Origin of the sequence: Pseudomonas sp. GV071 (assembly GCF_003050835.1) — a bacterium.
Classification (GTDB): Bacteria; Pseudomonadota; Gammaproteobacteria; order Pseudomonadales; family Pseudomonadaceae; genus Aquipseudomonas.
Genome location: NZ_QAOJ01000001.1, coordinates 182,897 through 206,564 on the forward strand (window position 1 = coordinate 182,897; position 23,668 = coordinate 206,564).

18 protein-coding genes are annotated in these 23,668 nt (G+C 61.9%); 16 read left to right on the forward strand and 2 right to left on the reverse strand.

Annotated elements, in window-relative coordinates; all coding sequences use genetic code 11:
- Positions 1 to 89 precede the first annotated feature (89 nt).
- Positions 90 to 3,767, reverse strand: coding sequence for a PAS domain S-box protein (locus C8K61_RS00750; RefSeq protein ID WP_108094214.1), 3,678 nt, complete (start codon positions 3,765 to 3,767; stop codon positions 90 to 92).
- 125 nt (positions 3,768 to 3,892) lie between these two features.
- On the reverse strand, positions 3,893 to 4,786 hold the full coding sequence (locus C8K61_RS00755) for a LysR family transcriptional regulator (RefSeq protein ID WP_108094215.1): 894 nt from the start codon (positions 4,784 to 4,786) through the stop codon (positions 3,893 to 3,895).
- A gap of 166 nt (positions 4,787 to 4,952) precedes the next feature.
- On the opposite strand from C8K61_RS00755, the gene leuC reads away from it, so the two are divergent.
- The 16 genes from leuC (at position 4,953) to C8K61_RS00835 (ending at position 23,630) form a co-directional block, all read left to right on the forward strand.
- Entirely contained in the window at positions 4,953 to 6,380 is a 1,428-nt protein-coding gene (leuC, locus tag C8K61_RS00760) for a 3-isopropylmalate dehydratase large subunit (protein WP_108094217.1), read from the forward strand.
- Positions 6,381 to 6,390: 10 nt separating this feature from the next.
- Complete coding sequence (leuD, locus tag C8K61_RS00765; RefSeq protein ID WP_108094219.1) at positions 6,391 to 7,032, forward strand: 3-isopropylmalate dehydratase small subunit; 642 nt, start codon at positions 6,391 to 6,393, stop codon at positions 7,030 to 7,032.
- A gap of 114 nt (positions 7,033 to 7,146) precedes the next feature.
- The gene (locus C8K61_RS00770) at positions 7,147 to 7,911 is read left to right on the forward strand and encodes a class I SAM-dependent methyltransferase (RefSeq protein WP_108094221.1); all 765 of its coding nucleotides are present in this window, start codon (positions 7,147 to 7,149) and stop codon (positions 7,909 to 7,911) included.
- A 69-nt stretch (positions 7,912 to 7,980) separates the two neighbouring features.
- The gene (gene leuB / locus C8K61_RS00775) at positions 7,981 to 9,063 is read left to right on the forward strand and encodes a 3-isopropylmalate dehydrogenase (protein WP_108094223.1); all 1,083 of its coding nucleotides are present in this window, start codon (positions 7,981 to 7,983) and stop codon (positions 9,061 to 9,063) included.
- A gap of 107 nt (positions 9,064 to 9,170) precedes the next feature.
- Entirely contained in the window at positions 9,171 to 10,283 is a 1,113-nt protein-coding gene (gene asd, locus C8K61_RS00780; protein WP_108094225.1) for an aspartate-semialdehyde dehydrogenase, read from the forward strand.
- 144 nt (positions 10,284 to 10,427) lie between these two features.
- Positions 10,428 to 11,438 (forward strand): aspartate-semialdehyde dehydrogenase, encoded by a 1,011-nt coding sequence (locus C8K61_RS00785; RefSeq protein ID WP_108094227.1) that lies wholly within the window; start codon positions 10,428 to 10,430, stop codon positions 11,436 to 11,438.
- A 167-nt stretch (positions 11,439 to 11,605) separates the two neighbouring features.
- Positions 11,606 to 14,557 (forward strand): FimV/HubP family polar landmark protein, encoded by a 2,952-nt coding sequence (locus C8K61_RS00790; RefSeq protein ID WP_108094229.1) that lies wholly within the window; start codon positions 11,606 to 11,608, stop codon positions 14,555 to 14,557.
- 36 nt (positions 14,558 to 14,593) lie between these two features.
- Positions 14,594 to 15,415, forward strand: a complete 822-nt coding sequence (gene truA, locus C8K61_RS00795) for a tRNA pseudouridine(38-40) synthase TruA (protein ID WP_108094231.1) — start codon at positions 14,594 to 14,596, stop codon at positions 15,413 to 15,415.
- A 55-nt stretch (positions 15,416 to 15,470) separates the two neighbouring features.
- Positions 15,471 to 16,091 carry a phosphoribosylanthranilate isomerase gene (locus C8K61_RS00800; RefSeq protein WP_108094233.1) on the forward strand — a complete coding sequence of 207 codons (621 nt, stop codon included), beginning with the start codon at positions 15,471 to 15,473 and terminating at the stop codon, positions 16,089 to 16,091.
- 253 nt (positions 16,092 to 16,344) lie between these two features.
- Positions 16,345 to 17,235 carry an acetyl-CoA carboxylase, carboxyltransferase subunit beta gene (gene accD / locus C8K61_RS00805; protein ID WP_108094235.1) on the forward strand — a complete coding sequence of 297 codons (891 nt, stop codon included), beginning with the start codon at positions 16,345 to 16,347 and terminating at the stop codon, positions 17,233 to 17,235.
- The gene (folC, locus tag C8K61_RS00810; protein WP_108094237.1) at positions 17,232 to 18,539 is read left to right on the forward strand and encodes a bifunctional tetrahydrofolate synthase/dihydrofolate synthase; all 1,308 of its coding nucleotides are present in this window, start codon (positions 17,232 to 17,234) and stop codon (positions 18,537 to 18,539) included. The genes accD and folC overlap by 4 nt, the downstream gene beginning before the upstream one ends.
- Positions 18,523 to 19,149, forward strand: coding sequence for an SPOR domain-containing protein (locus tag C8K61_RS00815; RefSeq protein ID WP_108094239.1), 627 nt, complete (start codon positions 18,523 to 18,525; stop codon positions 19,147 to 19,149). The genes folC and C8K61_RS00815 overlap by 17 nt, the downstream gene beginning before the upstream one ends.
- 201 nt (positions 19,150 to 19,350) lie before the next feature.
- Positions 19,351 to 19,902, forward strand: a complete 552-nt coding sequence (locus C8K61_RS00820; RefSeq protein ID WP_108094241.1) for a CvpA family protein — start codon at positions 19,351 to 19,353, stop codon at positions 19,900 to 19,902.
- Between the two features lie 159 nt (positions 19,903 to 20,061).
- Complete coding sequence (purF, locus tag C8K61_RS00825; RefSeq protein WP_108094243.1) at positions 20,062 to 21,567, forward strand: amidophosphoribosyltransferase; 1,506 nt, start codon at positions 20,062 to 20,064, stop codon at positions 21,565 to 21,567.
- Between the two features lie 78 nt (positions 21,568 to 21,645).
- On the forward strand, positions 21,646 to 22,857 hold the full coding sequence (locus C8K61_RS00830; RefSeq protein ID WP_108094245.1) for an O-succinylhomoserine sulfhydrylase: 1,212 nt from the start codon (positions 21,646 to 21,648) through the stop codon (positions 22,855 to 22,857).
- A gap of 11 nt (positions 22,858 to 22,868) precedes the next feature.
- Positions 22,869 to 23,630: an SDR family oxidoreductase gene (locus C8K61_RS00835; RefSeq protein WP_178086402.1), complete on the forward strand. Its 762-nt coding sequence runs from the start codon at positions 22,869 to 22,871 to the stop codon at positions 23,628 to 23,630.
- Positions 23,631 to 23,668: the final 38 nt, after the last annotated feature.

A 23,668-nucleotide genomic window follows, 5' to 3' on the forward strand; every position in this document is an offset into this window, starting at 1 on the left:
GACGCAGTTCGTTGTGCAATTCTGGATCCCAGCCTGCGCTGGGATGACGGTAGTAAATACAAAGGGCGCCGTCGGGCGCCCTTTGTCGTTTACACCAGCGGCCGCTGCGCCGCATGCGCCAGCAGGGCGCGGAACTCGGGCAGCGGCACCGGTCGGCTGTACAGGTAGCCCTGGTAGAAGTGGCAGCCTTCTTTGAGCAGGAAATCCAGCTGGTCCTGCTGTTCCACCCCTTCGGCAATCATCTCCAGCCCCAAGCTGCGGGCCATGGCGACAATGGCGCGAATGATCTCGGCATCGTTGGGGTCGTTGGTGGCGTCGCGCACGAACGATTGGTCGATTTTCAGCACGTCCACCGGCAGGCGTTTGAGGTAGGTCAGCGACGAGTAGCCGGTGCCGAAGTCATCCATGGCGAAGGTCACGCCGAGTTTTTTCAGGCGCAGCATCTTGGCGATGGTGTCGTCGATGTTCTGGATCACGATGCCTTCGGTGATCTCCAGTTTGAGCATCGCGTTGGGCAGCTGGCTCTCGCGCAGGCTGGTGGAAACCCGTTCGACAAAGTTGTTCTGGCGGAACTGCAGCGGGCTGATGTTCACGCACAGGCTGAAGTTGTCGGCAGAGATCAGACCGTCTTCGATCAGTTGCGCGCAGACGCGGCAGGCCTCGGCCATTACCCAGCCGCCCACTTCCAGAATTAATCCGCTCTCTTCCAGTACATGAATGAACTGCGCCGGCGACTGCGGCCCCAGGGTGGGGTGGTACCAGCGCAGCAGCGCCTCGGCGCCGATGATCGCGCCGCTGCGGGCGTCGACCTGAGGTTGGAAGTGCAGGTCGAACTCGCCGCGGATCAGCGCCTGGCGCAGGTCGTTTTCCAGGCGCAGGCGTTCGCTGGCGGCTTCTTGCATGCTTTTGCGGAACATCTGAATGGCATTGCGCCCGGAATCCTTGGCTCGGTACAGGGCGATATCCGCGCGCTTGAGCAGGTCGGCCGGGGTGTTGCCGTGGTCGGGAATCAGGGCGATGCCCATGCTCGGCGTCACTTGCAGGCGGTGGTTGTCCAGCAGCATCGGTTCGGCCAGCAGCTTGCGCAGTTTGTCGGCGATCTGCCGCACCTGGCGCATCACTTCCGAGCGTTTGCCTTCCAAGCCGGAGAGCAGCACCACGAACTCGTCACCGCCCAGGCGCGCCACCGTATCTTCCTGGCGCACGCTGGCCTCCAGGCGTGCGGTGACCATTTTCAGCACCGAGTCGCCAACCGGGTGGCCGAGCGAATCGTTGATGTGCTTGAAGTGGTCGAGGTCGAGAAACAGCAGGGCGCCGCGCAAATCGTGGCGGGTGAGCAGGGCAATCTGCTGGGTCAGCCGGTCCATTAACAACGCGCGGTTGGGCAGGTTGGTCAGCGGGTCGTGGTAGGCCAGGTGCTGGATCTGCGCGTGGGCTTTTTTCAGTTCGTCGATGTCGCGGGCGGTCAGCAGCAGGCAGTCCTGGCCGTTGAGCTCAATAGGCTCGACCGACACTTCAACCTGTTTCAGCGTGCCATCGCGGTGGCGGCCGAGCATTTCCAGGTGATGCACGCGGCCTTCGCGCTGCATTATTTCGACCATGCGTTCGCGTTCGCTGGGCTTGGCCCATACGGCAATATCTTCGGGCGTGCGGCCGATCACTTCTTCCGGGCGGAAGCCGGTAAGACGGCAGAAGCCTTCATTGACCTCGATATAACGGCCGTCCTTGCGCTCGGTAATGGTGATGGCGTCGGGGCTGGAGTGGAACGCCTTGGCGAATTTCTCCTCACTGGCCTTGATCGCGGCCTGGGCCTGCTGGCGCTCAGTGATATCGCGGAAGGTGGTGGTGATGCAGCGTTGGTGGTCGACCGTGATGTAGCGGCTGGACACCACGCAGGTCAGCATTTCGCCGCCCTGGGTGTAATAGCGCGCTTCGGCGTTGTTCAGCTCGTGGTCGCGGCGCAACTGCGCACCCAGGCGCTCGCGCAGGTCGAGGTCGGCCCAGAAGCGGACTTCCTTGGCGCTCTTGCCGGTAATGTCTGCGGCGGCCCAGCCGAAGGTGCGGCAGAAACTCGGGTTGACCTCGATAAACACACCGTCGGCCACCCGTGACACGCAGATGGGGTCGGGGCTGGCCTGGAACAGGGTTGAGAATTTTTCCTCCGAGGCGGCCAGGCGCTGTACGCGATGCACGCGCTCACTGATGTCCATGAGGATGCCGACCATCCGCAGTGGCCGGTCGTCGCTGTCGCGGTAGAGCTTGGCGGTGCTTTCCAGGTAGTGCACTTCGCCATTGGCGAACTGCGAGCTGTAGGTGATCTGGTAGTCCTTGCGCTCGCCTTCCACCACATCGCGGTAGGCCTGGCGCATGGCGATCTGTTCAACCTCGGGCACGCTATTGAAAAAGTCTGCAAAGCTGCCGTGGTAGGGCTCGGCGGCCATGCCGTGCAGCTGCGAGGCGCGCGGCGAGCCGTAGAGCATGTTGCTTGGAATGTGCCAGTCCCAGGTGCCCAGCTCGGCCGACTCCAGGGCCAGCGACAAGCGCTCGCGGCTGTCGCGCAGTTCCTGTTCCTGCTCGCGCTGCTGGGTGATGTTGCGCATCGACAGCACCAGGCACACGCGGCCATCGAGTTCGATCTTGCCGCCGTAGATCAGATTGATGCTCTGCTGCCCGGCGCGGTTGTACAGCACCACTTCCATCTGGTCGATGCGGCCGTGCAGCTCGAGGTTTTCCAGCATGCGTCGGCGGTCGTCGACGTTGTGCCACAGGCCCAACTCAATGGATGTTCGGCCCAGGGCTTCGGCGGCGCTCCAGCCAAATTGCGCTTCGAAACCGGGGTTGACCTCGATCAGCTCGCCGCTCGGGTAGTCGGTGATCACCACCGAGTCCGGGGTATTGCGAAAGGCCTTGGCGAATTTGTCTTCGTTGGCCCGCAGGGCTTCTTCGCGGCGCTTGTGTTCGCTGAGGTCGAGAAAGGTGCTGAGGATGTAATTCTGTTCTTCCAGCTCGATCAATTGGCTGGACAAGCGGCCGTCCAGGGCTTGGCCGTCGCGGGTGAGCAATTGCACATCGTGCAGCACAGGTTCGACGGTCTGGGTCAGGTCCAGCAGGTATTGCTCGCGACTGACCGCGTCGCCCCACAGGTTGAGGTCGATCACCGAGCGACCGATGCACTCGCTCGGGGTCCAGCCGAACAGGGTTTCGAAATGCTGGTTGGCGGCGATCAGTACGTTGTCTTCGTAACGCACCAGCAGGATCACGTCGGGGCTCAAGTGGAACAGGCTGGCGAAGCGTTGTTCTGAAGCGCGCAGCGCGTGTTCGCGCTCCTGCTGTTCGGTGACGTCGCGGATCACCCCCATGATGCTTTGTTTGCCGTTTTCATCGCGCTGCAGGCTGCCGGAGATCTCCAGCCAGTGCAGGCTACCGTCCGGCCAGCGGATGCGGTGGCGAAAGGCGCGGTTGGTCGGCAGGCCGCTGATGGCTTCCTGGAACAGTTGCATCACTGCGTCGCGCTCCTCGTCTGGAATCAGCGAGAAATAATCGACTTGAGTGCGCACCGGGCGGTTGGGGTCGAGGCCGAAAATCGCCTGGGCGCCACGTGACCAGTTGATCCGCCCGGTGTCCAGCTCCCAGTGCCAGGCACCCAGGTGTGCGCCATTGAGCGCGGCGAGCAGGCGCGGCGCGTCTTGCCAGGCTTTCTCCCGTTCCACGGGGTCGAGCGCTGGAATATGCGGGCGCGGAGGCAGGTGATCAGATGGCTTGGGCATAGAGGGCCCATTCAATGAGGCGGTACGGCAGGGTGCAGCGAACGCGGGGTGGGGTCATCGGCTAGCCCTTCTTATCGTTATGTGTAGCACGTTAGCGCCAGCCTGGCCGCTTAGGCAAGATGCCACTACTGATCGGCTGGAGGGATCACGCTGCGCTGTGCATCCAGCAGGGCCATGAAGGCTTTGGCCGCGTTGGACAGGGTTCGTTCGGTATGCAGGATGTAGCCCAGGTCGCGCTGCAGCTGAATGCCCGGAATAGGCAGGCGCGCCACTTGGTCGTCGAGCATGGTGCGTGGCAAAACGCTCCAGGCCAGACCGATGGAAACCATCATCTTGATGGTCTCCAGGTAGTTGGTGCTCATGCCGATGTTGGGCGTCAGGCCCTGTTCGGCGAACAATTTGCTGACGATGCGGTTGGTGAAGGTATTTTCCCCGGGGAATACCGCCGGGTGCTGAGCAATGGCCTTCAGGTCGATTTTTTTCAGGCGTGCCAGCGGGTGTTCGGGGGCAGCGACGAAATCCAGTGGGTCGTCCCACACCGTCACCGCTCTCACTGGTGCGTGGGTTTGTGGTGCCAGGGTGATCACCGCCAGCTCGGCGCGGCCATGCAGAATTTCCTCATAGGCCACTTCCGAGTCGAGGAACTGGATGTCCAGCGCCACCTGCGGATACGCCCGGGTAAAGGCGCGCAGCAACGGCGGCAAGCGGTGCAGGCCGATGTGGTGACTGGTGGCCAGGGTCAGGCGGCCGCTGATCTCGCCGTTGAGGTTGGAGAGGGCGCGGCGCGTATCATCCAGCACATTGAGAATCTGATAGGCGCGTGGCAGCAGTGCACGGCCGGCTTCGGTCAGGCTCACTTCGCGCCCCAAACGGTCGAACAGGCGCATGTTCAGTTGCTGCTCAAGGCTGGCGATACGTTTGCTGATCGCTGGCTGCGTGAGGTGCAAGCGCTCGCCGGCGCCGGAAAAGCTGGCGGTTTCAGCGATGGCGATAAAGGCGTTGAGGTTGGCCAGATCCATACTGGGATTCCACTTGGTTATCCAAAGTATGAAAAATATGAATTTGAGTTATTTAATGCAAGTCCTTAGCATCCAACCCCATAAGCAGAAGGGTTATTCGGTGCGGGCTAAAAGGCCCTGAGTCGAGAAGACCCAAACGCATAGAACCTGATGAGGAATGACTGAAATGGCTGGCAAGACGCTCTACGACAAACTCTGGGAAGCGCACGAGGTCAAGCGACGCGACGACGGTTCGTCGCTGATCTACATCGACCGCCATATTCTCCATGAAGTGACCTCGCCACAAGCGTTCGAAGGTCTGCGTCTGGCCAGCCGCAAGCCATGGCGCATCGACGCCAACATCGCCACCCCGGACCACAACGTGCCGACCACCTTGACCGAGCGCAAGGGCGGCATCGCTGCTATCGCCGATGAAGTGTCGCGCATTCAGGTGCAGACCCTGGACGACAACTGCGACGAGTTCGGCATCCTCGAATTCAAAATGAACGACGTGCGTCAGGGCATCGTGCACGTGGTCGGCCCGGAGCAGGGCGCCACCTTGCCGGGCATGACCGTGGTCTGCGGCGACTCGCACACCTCCACCCACGGCGCGTTTGGCGCCTTGGCCCACGGTATCGGTACCTCGGAAGTCGAGCACGTGCTCGCCACCCAGTGCCTGGTGGCCAAGAAAATGAAAAACATGCAGGTACGCGTGGAAGGCAAATTGCCCTTCGGCGTAACCGCCAAAGACATCGTGCTCGCTGTGATCGGCAAGATCGGCACCGCCGGCGGTAACGGCCATGCCCTGGAATTTGCCGGCAGCGCCATTCGTGATCTGTCCATTGAAGGCCGCATGACCATCTGCAACATGTCCATCGAAGCCGGTGCTCGCGTTGGCCTGGTGGCTGCCGATGAAAAAACCGTGGCCTACATCGAAGGTCGCCCGTTCGCGCCGAAAGGTGCCGATTGGGTGGCCGCCGTGGAAGCCTGGAAAGACTTGGTTTCCGACGACGATGCGGTGTTCGACACCGTGGTCGAACTGGACGCCGCGCAGATTCAACCGCAAGTAACCTGGGGCACCTCGCCGGAGATGGTGTTGCCGGTCGACGCCAACGTGCCGGACCCGAGCAAAGAAGCCGACCCGGTGAAGAAAGACTCCATCGAACGCGCGCTGAAATACATGGGCTTGGCCGCCAACCAGGCGATCACCGATATCCAACTGGACCGCGTGTTTATCGGCTCCTGCACCAACTCGCGGATCGAAGACCTGCGCGCGGCTGCCGTGGTTGCCAAGGGCCGCAAAGTGGCTTCGACCATCAAGCAAGCGATGGTGGTGCCGGGCTCCGGTCTGGTCAAAGAGCAAGCCGAAAAAGAAGGCCTGCACACCATTTTCCTCGAAGCCGGTTTTGAATGGCGCGAGCCGGGCTGCTCGATGTGCCTGGCGATGAACCCGGACAAACTCGGCAGTGGCGAGCATTGCGCGTCCACTTCGAACCGTAACTTCGAAGGCCGTCAGGGCGCCGGTGGTCGTACCCACCTGGTGAGCCCGGCCATGGCTGCCGCTGCTGCGGTGACCGGCCGTTTTATCGACGTGCGTGAATTGACCCAGGCCTGAGGACAAGTAGATGAAAGCGTTTACCCAACACACCGGCCTGGTCGCAGTACTTGATCGCGCCAACGTCGACACCGACCAGATCATTCCCAAGCAGTTCTTGAAATCGATCAAGCGCACCGGTTTTGGTCCGAACCTGTTCGACGAATGGCGTTACCTGGATGTCGGGCAGCCCAACCAGGACAACTCCAAGCGTCCGCTGAACCACGATTTTGTTCTGAACTTCCCACGCTACCAAGGCGCCAGCGTGTTGCTGGCCCGCGAGAACTTCGGTTGCGGCTCCAGTCGCGAGCACGCGCCGTGGGCGCTGGAAGAGTACGGTTTCCGCGCCATCATCGCGCCGAGCTACGCCGACATCTTCTTCAACAACAGCTTCAAGAACGGCTTGCTGCCGATCATCTTGCCGGAAGCGGAAGTGGACGAGCTGTTTGAGCTGGTGGAAGCCAATGTTGGCTACCAGCTGAGTGTTGACCTGGCGGCGCAGACCGTGACCCGTGCTGACGGCAAAGTCATCGGTTTTGATGTGGATGCGTTCCGCAAGCACTGCCTGTTGAACGGTCTCGACGATATCGGTCTGACCCTGCAAGACGCAGCGGCGATCAGCACTTTCGAGACCAAACATCGCGCCAGCCAACCCTGGTTGTTCCGCGATTGAGAGGACCCTTGTAGGAGCGGCTTCAGCCGCGATGCTTTTGGCGTTTTCAGGCTCGGCCAATCGCGGCTGAAGCCGCTCCTACAACAGCTCGGCCACCCCAAGAAGGACGTCACCATGACCAGCAACGCCCACGCCCAAGTGGTACAGAAACAATTCGGTGAACAGGCTGCCGCCTACCTGAGCAGTGCTGTGCACGCCCAAGGTACTGAATTCGCTCTGCTACAGGCGGAGTTGGCTGGCCATGAGGCGGCGCGGGTGTTGGACCTGGGTTGCGGTGCCGGGCACGTGAGTTTCCATGTTGCGCCGCTGGTAAGCGAAGTGGTGGCGTATGACCTGTCGCAGCAGATGCTCGACGTGGTCAGCGCTGCCGCCACTGAACGTGGTTTGGCTAATATTCGCACCCGGCACGGCGCCGCCGAGTGCCTGCCGTTTGCCGATGGCGAGTTCGACTTCGTGTTCAGCCGTTATTCGGCGCACCACTGGAGCGATGTCGGCCAGGCCTTGCGCGAAGTGCGTCGGGTACTGAAGCCGGGTGGGGTGGCGGCGTTTATCGACGTGATGTCGCCGGGCAGCCCGCTGCTGGATACCTATTTGCAAACCGTGGAAGTGCTGCGCGACACCAGCCATGTGCGCGACTATTCGGCCAGCGAGTGGCTGCGTTTTGTCAGCGACGCCGGTCTGGCAACCCGCAGCTACAGCCGCCAGCGTTTGCAGCTGGAGTACAGCTCCTGGGTCGAGCGCATGCGTACCCCGGAAAACCTGCGGGTGGCGATTCGCGAACTGCAGCAGGCCATGGGCGCGGAAGTGCGCGAGTATTTCGAGATTGGCGCCGACGGCACCTTCAGCACCGATGTGCTGGTGCTGTGGGCTGAGAAGTAACGCGCTGACAGATTGAATTTATTACGGCGGTCCGCCCACGGTCCGCCCACTTGGTTAATTGAGGAACGCATGAGCAAGCAGATTCTGATTCTTCCCGGTGATGGCATTGGTCCGGAAATCATGGCCGAAGCGGTCAAGGTGCTGGAGCTGGCCAACGACAAGTTCCAGCTCGGTTTCGAGCTGAGCGAAGACGTTATCGGTGGCGCCGCCATCGACAAGCACGGCGTGCCGCTGGCTGACGAAACCCTGGCTCGCGCGCAAGCCGCTGACGCCATTCTGCTGGGCGCCGTCGGTGGCCCGAAATGGGACAAGATCGAGCGTGACATTCGCCCTGAGCGCGGCCTGCTGAAAATCCGTTCGGCCCTGGGTCTGTTCGCCAACCTGCGTCCGGCCATTCTCTACCCGCAACTGGCCGACGCTTCATCGCTGAAGCCGGAAGTGGTGGCGGGCCTGGATATTCTGATCGTCCGTGAGCTGACCGGCGGCATCTACTTCGGCGCCCCGCGTGGCAGCAAGGAACTGGAGAACGGCGAGCGTTTCGCCTTCGACACCCTGCCGTACAGCGAAAGCGAAATCCGCCGTATTGCCCGTGTCGGCTTCGACATGGCTCGCGTGCGTGGCAAGAAGCTGTGCTCGGTGGACAAGGCCAACGTGCTGGCGTCCAGCCAACTGTGGCGCGAAGTGGTCGAGGAAGTGGCCAAGGACTACCCGGACGTTGAACTCAGCCATATGTACGTCGACAACGCCGCCATGCAGCTGGTGCGTGCGCCCAAGCAGTTCGACGTGATGGTTACCGACAACATGTTCGGCGACATTCTGTCGGATGAGGCTTCCATGCTCACCGGTTCCATCGGCATGCTGCCGTCCGCCTCGCTGGATGCCCACAACAAAGGCATGTACGAGCCGTGCCACGGTTCGGCCCCCGATATCGCAGGCCAAGGCATTGCCAACCCGTTGGCGACCATTCTGTCGGTGTCGATGTTGCTGCGTTACAGCTTCAACCAGAGCGCCGCAGCTGACGCCATTGAGAAGGCGGTCAGTGTGGTGCTGGATCAGGGCTTGCGCACTGGTGATATCTGGTCGGCTGGCCATACCAAAGTCGGCACCCGTGAAATGGGTGACGCAGTTGTACAGGCGCTGAAGGCGCTATAAGCAACAACCGCTTTCAGGGGTCGCAAGGGCGACAACAAGTCGGTTACTCTCTGCGGCCCCCTCGAAAGCGGGGGTTCGTATTCATGTTTTCTTAAGGTGTAGTTGCGATGAAGCGTGTAGGTCTGATCGGTTGGCGCGGGATGGTCGGTTCCGTACTCATGCAGCGGATGCTCGAAGAGCAGGATTTCGATTTGATCGAACCGGTGTTCTTCACCACGTCCAACGTCGGTGGCCAAGGCCCTGCCGTGGGCAAGGACATTGCGCCGCTGAAAGACGCTTACAGCATTGATGAGCTGAAAAGCCTCGATGTGATCCTGACCTGCCAGGGTGGCGACTACACCAGCGAAGTATTCCCCAAGCTGCGCGAGGCGGGCTGGAACGGCTACTGGATCGACGCCGCCTCGTCGCTGCGCATGGACGACAACTCGGTCATCGTGCTCGACCCGGTCAACCGCAAGGTCATCGACCAGGCGCTGGACGCCGGCACCAAGAACTACATCGGCGGCAACTGCACCGTCAGCCTGATGTTGATGGCCTTGGGCGGTCTGTTCGAAGCGGGCTTGGTGGAGTGGATGAACGCCATGACCTACCAGGCGGCCTCCGGTGCTGGCGCGCAGAACATGCGTGAGCTGATTAAGCAGATGGGCGCGACCCACGCGGCCGTTGCGGACGAACTGGCCAATCCGGCCAGCGCGATCCTCGACATCGACCGCAAAGTGGCTGAAGCCATGCGCAGCGATGCCTTCCCGACCGAGAACTTCGGCGTGCCCTTGGCAGGCAGCCTGATCCCGTGGATCGACAAGGAACTGCCGAACGGCCAGAGCCGCGAAGAGTGGAAAGGCCAGGCCGAGACCAACAAGATTCTTGGTCGCTTCAAGAGCCCGATCCCGGTTGATGGCATCTGTGTGCGCATCGGCGCCATGCGTTGCCACAGCCAGGCACTGACTCTGAAGCTGAACAAAGACGTACCGTTGAGCGACATCGAAGGCCTGATCAGCCAGCACAACCCGTGGGTGAAACTGGTGCCGAACCAGCGCGAGCTGAGCATCAAGGAACTGACCCCGACTGCCGTGACCGGCACCCTGACTGTTCCGGTCGGCCGTCTGCGCAAACTCAATATGGGTTCGCAATACCTGGGCGCCTTCACCGTTGGCGACCAACTGCTGTGGGGCGCCGCCGAGCCGCTGCGTCGCATGCTGCGGATTCTGCTGGAGCGTTGATCGGTGTGGCGCCTTCTGTAGCGAAGGCGCTGCCGCTGCTGAAAGACAGCCTTGGGGCGAAACTCCAAGGCTGTTTTTTTATGTCCGGACGGGTACAGTGCCGCTCCCCGCGTTCCACCCCCAGCTTTTTCCAGAGGTAACAGCATGAGCCAGACCTTCGATATCGCCGTCATTGGCGCCACCGGCACCGTCGGCGAAACCCTTGTGCAAGTGCTGGAAGAGCGCGAATTCCCGATTGGTACCCTGCATTTGCTGGCCAGCATCGAGTCTGCCGGCGCCTCGGTGCCGTTTCGTGGCAAGAACGTGCGGGTGCGTGAGGTCGAACAGTTCGATTTCAGCCAGGTGCAAATAGTGTTTTTCGCGGCGGCCGAAGCAGTCACCCACAGTTTTGCGCCGCGCGCTCAGGCGGCTGGATGCCACCTGATCGATCTGTCGGGCGCTTTGCCAGCCGAACAGGCGCCAATGCTGGTGCCGGAAGCCAACGCCGGGGTGCTGGCCACCCTCAAGGCGCCGTTCCAGATCAACAGCCCAAGCCCCTGTGCAATTGCCCTGGCCGTCGCCCTGGCGCCGCTGCGTGAGGTTGTCAGTATTCGGCGGGTGAACGCGACGGCCTGTCTGGCGGTGTCTAGTGTCGGTCGCGAGGGCGTGTCGGAACTGGCGCGGCAAACCGCGGAACTGTTGAACGTGCGCCCGCTGGAGCCGCGCTTCTTTGATCGTCAGATCGCCTTCAACGTGCTGGCCCAGGTGGGTAAACCAGACGCCAGCGGCTACAGCCGGGTAGAAAAACGCCTGGTCGATGAGCTCAAGCTGGTGCTCGCCGAGCCGACCCTTAAAGTGTCGGCTACCTGCGTGCTGGCACCGGTGTTTTTTGGCGACAGCCTCAGTGTTTCCCTGCAATGCGCAGGTCCGGTTGACCTGGCGGCGGTAAACGCGGCGTTGGAGGCCGGCGAGGGGATCGAGCTGGTGGAAGAGGGCGATTATCCGACAGTGGTTGGCGATGCCGTAGGCCAGGATGTGATCTACGTAGGGCGTGTTCGTGTCGGATTCGACGATTTGTCCGAACTCAATTTGTGGATTGCGTCTGATAATGTGCGCAAAGGCGCTGCTCTGAACGCTGTGCAAATTGCTGAGTTATTGATAAAACACTATCTGTAAAAGATACTTACCTAGAAATTTGAAGAATCATTCTAGCTTGGCCTATCTTGGTACATCCGGGGGCTGAGCTGTTGTTGGTTGGGGAGCCGCCATTCGGCGGAACAGGCAGCAACTGTATTAAGACCCTCTCGCGCGTCGAGAAAAAAGATAAAACAAGGGATATCGCTATGGCTCGGGTTCGCAAACTGGTGCTGGCAATCGCGGCTGCTTCGGCGCTGACGTCCGGTATGGCGCACGCGTTGGGGCTCGGGGAAGTGACCCTGAAGTCGGCGCTGAATCAGCCATTGGACGCAGAAATCGAATTGGTCGAAGTTCGAGATCTGGCTTCTAACGAGGTGATTCCGACTCTGGCGTCCCCTGAAGAATTCAATAAAGCCGGCATTGATCGTCAGTACTTCCTCACTGATCTCAAATTCACCCCGGTGCTCAAGCCCAACGGCAAGAGCGTTATCCGCGTTACTTCCAGCAAGCCTATCCGCGAGCCTTACCTGAACTTCCTGGTGGAAGTGCTGTGGCCGAGCGGTCGTGTGCTGCGTGAATACACCGTGCTGCTGGATCCGCCGCTGTACTCCCCACAAGTAGCCACCGCAGCTGCGCCAAAACCGCCAGTCGCGGCTCCGGTTGCCAAGCCTGCGGTGAAGCCTGCGCCGGTTGCACCGACTGCGCGCCCAGCGGCTCCGGTTGCGGCCGAGCCTGCTCCAGTAGCACCGACTGCCCGTCCGGCAGCGCCTGCGCCAAGCGCCGCGGCACCGGCTGGCAAAGTGGCTGACGACGCCTACAAAACCACCTCCAGCGATACGCTGTGGGAAGTGGCCCAGCGCACTCGCTCCACGGGTTCGGTGCACCAAGCCATGCTGGCGATCCAGGACCTCAACCCGGATGCCTTCGTCGACGGCAATATCAACCGTCTGAAAAGCGGCCAGGTGCTGCGCCTGCCGGACGATCAACAGATCAAATCGCGCTCGCAAAGCGACGCCATCGCCCAAGTCGCTGCGCAGAACACTGCCTGGCGTGAAGGCCGTAGCGTGGCTGCCAGCGGCGCTCGTCAACTGGACGCCACCAAACGCGCCACCGCGGGTGATGCGCCGGCCAAGACTGACGACAAAGACAGCCTGAAGCTGGTATCCGGCGACGCCGGTAAAGCCACCAAAGGTGCCGAGAAGGGCGCCAGCGGCGACACCAAAGCGCTCAACGATAAGCTCGCAGTCACCAAAGAAAGCCTGGACTCCACTCGCCGTGAAAACGACGAGCTGAAGAGCCGCATGGGCGACCTGCAAAGCCAGTTGGACAAGCTCAACCGCCTGATCCAACTGAAAGACAGCCAGATGGCCAAACTGCAGGCGGACATCGCTGCCAAGGGTAACCAGCCAACTGCCGCCGCGCCTGCGGCTGCCGCTGCCTCGGCCACCCCGACCGCTGCCGTTAAACCGGCCACGCCGGTGGCCCCGGTTGCCAGCGCCACCCCAGCTGCCGAGCCGGCCAAACCCGCCGTAGCGCCTACCACCAGCGCACCGGCCGGCGACAAGCCAGCGGCTACTGACTACAACTACAGCGAAGAACAAGCCGCCAAACCGGCTGGCGACGCTGCTGCCGAAGCCGCCAAGGTGCCAGAAGCAGCTCCGGTCCCGGCTCCAGCCCCAGTTGTGGAAAAACCAGTCAAGCCGAAACCCGCTCCAGTGGTTGAGCCGGCTCCGGTAGAAACCAGCTTCGTCGACGACCTGATGGCCAACCCGATGCTCCTCGGCATTGCCGGCGGTGGCGCGCTGTTGCTGCTGTTGGTGGGGCTGATGGTGCTGTCGCGCCGCAACGCTCAGAAGGAAGCACAACTGCACATCGACCTGGCTGCCCAGGACGAGCAGAGCCCGTTCGATAACGACCTGGACGTGCCGGACACCACCTTCGCCGGTCTGGACAGCGACATCGACGAGCCTGTGCTGCCTGCCAAGGAAGAGCGCGTGACTGCGCAAACCGGCGACGTGCTGGGCGAGGCGGATATCTACATCGCCTACGGCCGCTTCACCCAGGCCGCCGAGCTGCTGCAAGACGCTATCAACAACGAGCCGCAGCGCGCTGATCTGCGCCTGAAGCTGATGGAAGTGCAGGCCGAACTGGGCGACCAGGAAGGCTTCGCTCGCCAGGAGCGCGAGCTGAGCGAAATCGGCGGCGCCCAGAGCGAAATCGAACAACTGAAATCGCGCTACCCAGGTATGGCTGCTGCTGCGTTCGCAGGCTTTGCCGGCGCCGCTGCTGCTTCGGCACTGGATAACGATGCCGACAACTTCAGCCTCGACGACCTGACCCTGGACGAGCCAGCCCCAGCCGCTGCCGCCCCGGTTGACGAGATGGACCTGAGCCTGGACGACCTCGAAGCCGAGCTGGACCGCGACCTGACGTCGGCCAGCAGTGACTCGTTGAACGATTTCGGCGACCTCAGCCTGGACGACGAACTTGACCTGAGCTCCACCAACTCGCCGGCCGCCAGCGGTCTCAGCGACCTGGACTTCGACCTGAGCCTGGACGACACCCCGAGCGCCACCAGCAGCGCCGCCCTGAGCGACGACCTGGCTGACTTCAGTCTGGATCTGGACGAGCCGAAGGCTGCCGCCAGCAGCGCCGAAGACGACTTCCTGCTGAGCCTGGACGATGACCTGAGCAGCACCGGCAACAACGACTTCGCCGACCTCAGCCTGGAACCGGATGCAACCCCGGAACTGGACGCTGGTCTGGATGCCGAGCACGAACTGCCGGCCGACTTCGACCTGTCGCTGTCTGACGACGCCCCAAGCGCGCCGGTATCCAACGAGACCTTCGCGGCCAAACTGGATGAAGTGACTGCCGAATTGGATCAGATGAGTGAAAAACTGGACCTGCCGGAAGAAGACGACTTCGACTCGCTGATCGCCCCAGCCAGCAGCCCAGCCGCTGCCAGCCTGGATGCCGACGATGACTTCGATTTCCTTTCCGGTACCGATGAAACCGCCACCAAGCTCGATCTGGCTCGCGCCTACATCGACATGGGTGACAGCGAAGGCGCCCGCGACATCCTCGATGAAGTGATCAGCGAGGGTACCGACGCCCAACAACAGGAAGCGCGCGAGCTGATCGCCCGTATCGTCTGATAGATGACTGAAGCAATACCCACAGCGGCGGCCGAAATGGCCGCCGTTGGCTTTTCCAGAATCGCCCTCGGCGTGGAATACAAAGGCTCGCGTTACCGCGGTTGGCAGCGCCAGGCCTCCGGCGTGGCGACTATCCAGGAAGAACTGGAAAAAGCACTGTCGCGGGTGGCTGATTCGCCGGTCGTGCTCAACTGCGCCGGGCGTACCGATGCCGGTGTGCATGCCTGCGGCCAGGTGGTGCATTTCGATACCCAGGCCGAGCGCACGCTGAAAGCCTGGGTGATGGGCGCCAATATCAACCTGCCGCACGACATCAGCGTGACCTGGGCCAAGGTGATGCCCGCGCACTTCCATGCGCGCTTCAAAGCCATCGCTCGGCGCTACCGCTATGTGATCTATAACGATCAGATCCGTCCGGCGCATCTGGGTGAAGAGATCACCTGGAACCACCGTCCGCTGGATGTCGAGCGCATGCGCGAAGCGGCCCAGTACCTGGTGGGCGAGCATGACTTCAGCGCCTTCCGCGCCGGCCAGTGCCAGGCCAAATCGCCGATCAAAAAGATGCACCACCTGCGAGTGACCCAGCACGGCAAGATGATCGTGCTTGATCTGCGCGCCAATGCCTTTCTGCACCATATGGTGCGCAACATCGCGGGTGTGCTGATGACCATCGGTGCCGGTGAGCGCCCGGTGGAATGGATGAAAGAGGTGCTGGAGTCGCGGATTCGCCGCACTGGCGGGGTTACCGCGCATCCGTTTGGGTTGTACCTGGTGCAGGTCGAGTACCCGGCGGAGTTCGTGTTGCCTGAGCGCTATATCGGCCCGCATTTCCTTTCGGGCTTGCCGGACCTTGGCTGACGGCGGCCGATAGGCTTTGCTACCATCCCTGGCTTCTGTTTTTAAGGTGCGTGCCGTGTCCCTTGTTCGCAGCAAAATCTGTGGCATTACCCGTCTTGAGGACGCCTTGGTGGCGATCGAGGCGGGCGCTGACGCCATTGGTTTCGTGTTCTACGCCAAAAGCCCGCGGGCGGTGACGGTCGAGCAGGCGCGGGCGATCATCGCTGCGCTGCCGCCGTTCGTGACCACCGTGGGCCTGTTTGTGAATATGCCGCGCTCCGAGTTGACCGAGCTGCTGGCGCAGGTACCGCTGGACCTGTTGCAGTTCCATGGCGATGAAACGGCCGCCGACTGTAGCGGTTATGGGCGTCCTTATATCAAGGCGCTGCGGGTGCAGGCCGGTGATGAGGTGGCGGCAATGATCGCGCTTTATCCCGAGGCTTCAGGCATTCTGCTCGACACCTTTGTTGCCGGTGTACCGGGCGGTACGGGTGAGGCTTTCGATTGGAGTCTGGTGCCGCAGCAGCCGAGCAAGCCGATCGTTCTCGCCGGTGGTCTGACTGCAGAGAATGTGCGTGCCGCCATCGAGCAGGTGCAGCCCTATGCCGTGGATGTCAGTGGTGGGGTAGAGCAGAGCAAAGGCATCAAGAGTGCGGAAAAGGTTCGCGCCTTTATTGCTGCAGTAAAGGGCGCCTAGGGGGCGATTGGGCAGGATAGGTCTGGCATGTGACGGCAGGCCAGTAAGGGCCGTCCATAACCCTGTCGCTGCAGCGGCGCGATGAACTTCGCGGCCAGCTTGCGGTTAAACCCTTACAGCGGTTAGCGGCAACAGCGCGTCCGGGGCCGGCAACACACGCCAACGACCGGGCCGCACAACCTGAATTTTTTGCTTTGCGACAGGTAGCGGAATACGCCGCCTGTACAGGCCAACAGCTTTGGAGAATGAGTGCATGAGTAACTGGCTGGTAGACAAGCTGATCCCATCGATCATGCGATCCGAGGTGAAAAAGAGCTCCGTTCCCGAGGGTTTGTGGCACAAATGCCCGTCTTGCGAAGCGGTGCTCTACCGCCCTGAGCTGGAAAAGACCCTGGATGTTTGCCCCAAGTGCAACCACCACATGCGCATCGATGCCCGCGCCCGTCTGGATATCTTCCTCGACAGCGACGGCCGTGAAGAAATCGGTGCTGACCTGGAGCCGGTAGACCGTCTGAAATTCCGCGACGGCAAAAAGTACAAAGACCGCCTCACCGCGGCGCAGAAGCAGACCGGCGAAAAAGATGCGCTGATCGCCATGCGCGGCACCCTGCAAGACATGCCTATCGTTGCCTGTGCTTTCGAGTTCGCCTTTATGGGCGGCTCGATGGGCGCCATCGTCGGTGAGCGCTTCGTGCGTGCCGCCAACGTCGCCCTCGAACAGCGTTGCCCGCTGGTGTGCTTTGCCGCTTCCGGTGGGGCGCGTATGCAGGAAGCGCTGATTTCGCTGATGCAGATGGCCAAGACCTCCGCCGTGCTGGCTCGTCTGCGCGAAGAGGGCGTGCCTTTCATTTCCGTGCTGACCGACCCGGTGTACGGCGGTGTTTCCGCCAGCCTGGCCATGCTCGGTGATGTGATCGTCGCCGAACCAAAAGCGCTGATCGGCTTCGCCGGCCCCCGCGTGATCGAGCAGACCGTGCGTGAAAAACTGCCGGAAGGCTTCCAGCGCAGCGAGTTCCTCCTTGCCCACGGCGCCATCGACATGATCATTTCCCGTGAGGAACTGCGTCCGCGTCTGGCTCGCCTGTTGGCCCAGATGCAAAACTTGCCGACTCCGGTCGCTGTGCCTACCCCCATCAGCGCATGATCCAGCGCAACCTGGCCGAGTGGCTGAGCTACCTGGAGCAACTGCACCCGGTCGCCATCGACATGGGTCTGGATCGCTCCAGAGAGGTGGCCAGCCGCCTCGGTCTGGGGAGGCCGGCGGCCAGGGTGATCACCGTTACCGGCACCAATGGCAAGGGTTCAACCTGCGCCTTTCTCGCTTCGCTACTCGCTGAGCAGGGCCTCAAGGTTGGCGTCTACAGCTCGCCGCACCTGCTGCGCTATAACGAGCGTGTGCAGCTTGCTGGCGTCGAAGCCACGGATGCCGAGTTGTGCGAGGCCTTCGCTGCGGTTGAAGCGGCGCGCGGCGAAATTTCCCTGACCTATTTTGAAGTAGGCACCCTGGCCGCGTTCTGGTTGTTCCAGCGCAGTGGCCTGGATGCGGTGGTGCTCGAAGTGGGGCTGGGCGGGCGTCTGGATACAGTCAATCTGATCGACCCTGATGTGGCCGTGGTCACCAGTATTGGTCTGGACCATGCTGACTACCTGGGCGACACCCGCGAGTCGGTAGCGTTCGAAAAGGCCGGGATTTTCCGCGCTGGCAAACCTGCTATCTGCGGTGACCTCAACCCGCCCGCACCGCTGCGTGACAAAGTCCGATCGTTGCCATGCCCATTGTTGCTGCGCGGGCCAGATTATGACCTGGCGTTCGGCGAGCACGCCTGGCACTGGCGCGGCATCAATGCTGCCGGCGAGCCACTGACGCTGCACGACCTGCCGCTGCTTGATCTGCCGATGGAAAACGCGGCCCTGGCGCTGCAAGCCTATGCCTTGCTCGACCTGCCTTGGCAGGCTGACCAGTTGGTCACCGCGTTGCAGCGTACCCGGGTAGCCGGGCGCCTGGATCGACGAGCGGTAAATTGGCGTGGCAAGGCACTCACGCTGCTGCTGGATGTTGGGCATAATCCCCATGCCGCCGAATACCTGGCGCAGCGTCTGGCCAGCCAATCGCTGACCGGCAAGCGTTTGGCAGTGTTCGGTTTGTTGGCCGACAAGGACTTGCCCGGTGTGCTCGCGCCCCTGGTGGGGCAGGTGGCCGGATGGGCAGTAGCACCATTGCCGACACCGCGCAGCCGACCAGCCGCCGAGTTGCAGGCCGCATTGCTGAACCACGGCGCCAGCGTCAACGCCTACGGCGATATCGCTGAAGCGTTGGAGGCACAGCTGGAACGCGCGACGGCAGATGACGAAATTCTGTTGTTTGGATCTTTTTACTGCGTGGCCGAGGCCCTGGAATGGCTGGCCCGCCATGCCATGGGAGAAGTGGGGAATGGCTTTGCTGGATAAAGGATTGAAGCAGCGGATTGTCGGCGCCTTGGTGCTGCTGGCTCTGGCGATCATCTTTTTGCCGATGCTGCTGTCGCGTCAGGACGAGTCCCGCCATGTGGTGGTCGACGCTCCGGCCATGCCGCAAGCGCCGGCGATGCCTGAAGTGAGCCAGGAGCCGGTGTCGGTTCCTGAGCCGGAACTGCTTCCGGAAGAGCCGGTGCCTGTTGATACACCGGCCACCACGCCCGCGCCGCTGCCGTCTGCACCTATTGCCTCTGCTGCACCGACTACGCCGATTGCACCGACGCCATCGAAGCCAGCCGCTGCTGCCACGCCTGCTGCACCGGTTGCCGCACCCGCTGCAGCAAGCCGCCTGGACGCCAACAGCCTGCCCATCAGTTGGTCGATTCAGTTGGCCAGCCTGTCCAGCCGCGCCAGCGCGGAAACCTTGCAGAAAACCCTGCGCAGCCAGGGTTACAACGCCTATATCCGCAGTGCCGAAGGCATGAACCGGGTGTTTGTCGGCCCACTGATCGAACGTGCCGAAGCGGACCGCCTGCGGGATCAGTTGACCAAGCAGCAGAAACTCAAAGGGTTTGTGGTGCGCTTCCAGCCGGAAAGCAGCTGATTGGCTGTCGAACGCATCGCGGCTAAAGCGGAGCGCCGCCCGGCCGTTCCTACGGATTGTGCTATCTCGTAGGAGCGGCTTCAGCCGCGAAGCTTTTCAGCCCGCCGGCCATGAATAAACCCGAGTTCGATAAATCGCGGGTTACTCCTTGCCGAACGCTCTGCTAAAATCCCGCGCCTCTTCCGTCGGTAGGCCTGCAACGTGCCATTTACCTGGGTCGATTGGGCGATCATCGCCGTTATCGTGATTTCCAGTTTGATCAGCTTGAGCCGCGGCTTCGTCAAAGAGGCCCTGTCGCTGGTCACCTGGATTATCGCTGGGGTCGTCGCCTGGATGTTTGGCGGCGCGCTGTCCCAGCACCTGGTGGATTACATCGACACCCCCTCCGCTCGCGTTATCGCCGGCTGTGCCATTCTTTTCGTAGCCACATTATTAGTGGGTGCCCTATTTAATTTTCTTATTAGCGAGTTGGTGCGGGTTACCGGACTATCGGGCACTGATCGCGTGCTGGGCATGGTCTTTGGTGCCGCTCGCGGCGGTTTGCTGGTGGTGTTGGTGGTCGGGCTGCTCAGCCTGGCCCCGGTGACCCAGGACGCCTGGTGGCAACAGTCGGTGCTGGTCCCGCATTTTCTGATCGTCGCCGACTGGTCGAAAAACATGATTCTGACCCTGGCCAGCCAATGGCTGGCCAGCGGTGTGAGTGGCCCGGCAGAGTTGTCGTTTAAAAACGTTCTGCAGCCGAAGTCGTTGTAGTTGTCCGTAATTTAGAAACGTAGCGAGCGAAGGTTAGGCAAGGCGAAAGCAGATGAAAAAGCGCAGTTGGCTGTAGCCAATGAGCATTTTGAATCTGCTTTCAACGCGGCGTAACCGAGCGCAGTAGTTTCCGCAGTTAACTAGATAGGGGTTGGTCGCATGTGTGGCATCGTCGGCATCGTCGGTAAGTCGAACGTCAATCAGGCGCTGTATGACGCGCTTACCGTACTCCAGCATCGCGGCCAGGACGCTGCCGGTATCGTCACCAGCCATGATGGCCGGTTGTTTCTGCGCAAAGACAATGGTCTGGTGCGCGATGTGTTTCACCAGCGTCATATGCAGCGCCTGGTCGGCCACATGGGCATCGGCCACGTGCGTTACCCGACTGCCGGCAGCTCCACCTCCGCCGAGGCGCAGCCGTTCTACGTCAACTCGCCGTACGGCATCACCCTGGCGCACAACGGCAACCTGACCAACGTCGAGCAGCTGGCCAAGGAGATCTACGAGTCTGACCTGCGCCACGTCAACACCAACTCCGATTCCGAAGTGCTGCTCAACGTGTTCGCCCACGAGCTGGCGGTACGCGGCAAGCTGCAGCCCACCGAAGACGACGTGTTCGCCGCGGTCACCGATGTGCACAAACGCTGCTCCGGTGGTTACGCGGTAGTCGCTATGGTTACTGGCTACGGCATCGTCGGTTTCCGTGACCCTAACGGCATCCGTCCGATCGTATTCGGCCAGCGTCATACCGATGAAGGCGTGGAATACATGATCGCCTCCGAAAGCGTCTCGCTCGACGTGCTCGGCTTCACCCTGATCCGCGACCTGGCGCCAGGCGAAGCGGTATACATCACCGAAGAAGGCAAGATCTCCACCCGCCAGTGCGCCACCAACCCGAAGTACGCTCCGTGCATCTTCGAGCACGTGTACCTGGCACGTCCGGATTCGATCATGGACGGCATCTCGGTCTATAAAGCGCGCCTGCGCATGGGTGAGAAGCTCGCTGACAAGATTCTGCGCGAGCGCCCGGATCACGACATCGATGTAGTCATCCCGATTCCAGACACCAGCCGCACCTCGGCGCTGGAACTGGCCAACCACCTGGGCGTGAAATTCCGCGAAGGTTTCGTCAAGAACCGCTACATCGGTCGCACCTTTATCATGCCTGGCCAGGCTGCCCGGAAAAAATCGGTACGGCAGAAGCTCAACGCCATCGAGCTGGAGTTCCGCGGCAAGAACGTGATGCTGGTGGACGACTCCATCGTGCGCGGCACCACCTGCAAGCAGATCATCCAGATGGCCCGCGAGGCCGGGGCGAAGAATGTGTACTTCTGCTCGGCCGCACCGGCCGTGCGTTACCCGAACGTGTATGGCATCGACATGCCGAGCGCCCACGAGCTGATCGCCCACAACCGCACCACCGAGGAAGTGGCCGAGCTGATCGGCGCCGACTGGCTGGTGTACCAGGACCTCAACGACCTGATCGACGCGGTCGGCGGCGGCAAGATCAAGATCGATAACTTCGACTGCGCGGTGTTCGACGGCAAGTACGTCACTGGCGACGTCAACGAGGCGTACCTGAACAAGATCGAGCAGGCGCGTAACGACTCGTCGAAGCTGAAGACCAACGTAGTCAGCGCGATCATCGACCTGTACAACAACTGATCACGCTAGATTGATGACTGCAGCCCGCTTCGGCGGGCTGAACGTTTCCAGTGCTACTGAATTTGATGGAGAAAGGGCATGACGCAGGAATGGGATGCCGGCCGGCTGGACAGTGACCTCGAAGGCGTAGGTTTCGACACCCTGGCGGTACGCGCCGGGCAGCACCGCACGCCAGAAGGCGAGCATGGCGAAGCGATGTTCTTCACCTCCAGCTACGTGTTCCGCACCGCTGCCGATGCCGCCGCGCGGTTTTCGGGTGAAGTGCCGGGCAACGTCTATTCGCGTTACACCAACCCCACCGTGCGTACCTTCGAAGAGCGCCTGGCCGCCCTCGAAGGCGCCGAGCAGGCGGTGGCTACCGCTTCCGGCATGTCGGCGATCATGGGTGTGGTCATGGCCTTTTGCAGCGCCGGCGACCATGTATTGGTGTCGCGCAGTGTGTTCGGCTCGACCATCAGCCTGTTCGAAAAATACCTCAAGCGCTTCGGTGTGCAGGTCGACTATGTCGAGCTGACCAACGTCGCCGGTTGGGGGGAGGCGTGCAAGCCGAACACCAAGCTGTTCTTCGTTGAATCGCCGTCCAACCCGTTGGCCGAACTGGTGGACATCGCCGCGTTGGCGCAAGTGGCCCACGCCCATGGCGCCAAGCTGGTGGTCGACAACTGCTTCTGCACCCCGGTGCTGCAAAAGCCGCTGGCCCTTGGTGCCGACGTGGTCGTGCACTCGGCGACCAAATTCATCGACGGCCAGGGTCGTTGCCTGGGTGGCGTGGTAGCCGGCAGTTCGGTGCTGATGAACGAGATCGTCGGTTTCGTTCGCACCGTTGGCCCGACCATGAGCCCGTTCAACGCCTGGGTGTTCCTCAAAGGCCTGGAAACGCTGCGTATCCGCATGCAGGCACACTGTGCCAGCGCGCAGCAATTGGCTGAGTGGCTGGAGCAGCAACCGGGCATCGAGAAAGTCCACTACGCCGGTTTGCCCAGCCACCCGCAGCATGAACTGGCCAAGCGTCAGCAGCGCGCATTCGGCGCGGTGGTGAGCTTCGAAGTGAAGGGCGGCAAAGAGGGTGCCTGGCGCTTTATCGACGCCACCCGCTTGCTGTCGATCACCGCCAACCTGGGCGACAGCAAGTCGACCATTACCCACCCGAGCACCACCTCCCATGGTCGTCTGACCCCGGCTGAGCGGGCTTCGGCGGGTATTCGCGACAGCCTGATCCGCGTCGCGGTCGGTCTGGAAGAAGTGCAGGACATCCAGGCCGACCTGGCGCGTGGTCTCGCTGCGCTGTGATTGAGCTTGAAGTGGATCGCCCGCTGGCCAGCAACGGCAAAGTTGCCCTGGTCACGGGCGCCGCACGCGGCATCGGCTTGGGCATCGCCGCCTGGCTGATCGCCGAGGGCTGGCAGGTGGTGCTGGCCGATACCGAGCGTGAGCGCGGCGGCAAAGTGGCCAAGGCGCTGGGTGAGAATGCCTGGTTCGTGGCCATGGATGTCAGCCAGGAGAGCCAGGTGGTAGAAGGTGTCGCCCAGGTGCTCGGGCAGTTCGGTCGGCTGGATGCGCTGATCAACAACGCTGCCATCGCCGAGGCGCACAACCCGCCGCTGGACAGCCTCGATCTGGCGCAGTGGAACCGGGTGCTGGCGGTCAACCTCACAGGGCCGCTGTTGCTGGCCAAGCATTGCGCGCCGTACCTGCGTGCCCATTACGGCGCGATCGTCAACATCACCTCCACCCGTGCCCACCAGGCCGAACCCGATACCGAAGCCTATTCGGCGAGCAAGGGCGGTTTGCTGTCACTGACCCATGCGCTGGCCGTCAGCCTGGGCCCGGATATTCGCGTCAATGCGGTGAGCCCGGGCTGGATCGATTCGCGTGATCCCAATGAGCGCCGCGCGGCACCGCTGAGCGACGCCGACCACGACCAGCACCCGGCAGGCCGGGTGGGCAGCGTGGAAGATGTGGCGGCGCAAGTGGCCTGGTTGTTGTCGGCGAGTGCCGGGTTTATCACCGGTCAGGAGTTCGTTGTTGACGGCGGTATGACCAGAAAGATGATTTACGCGTAGGGCGAATATCGCCTTGGCGATATCCGCCGATTCGCTGG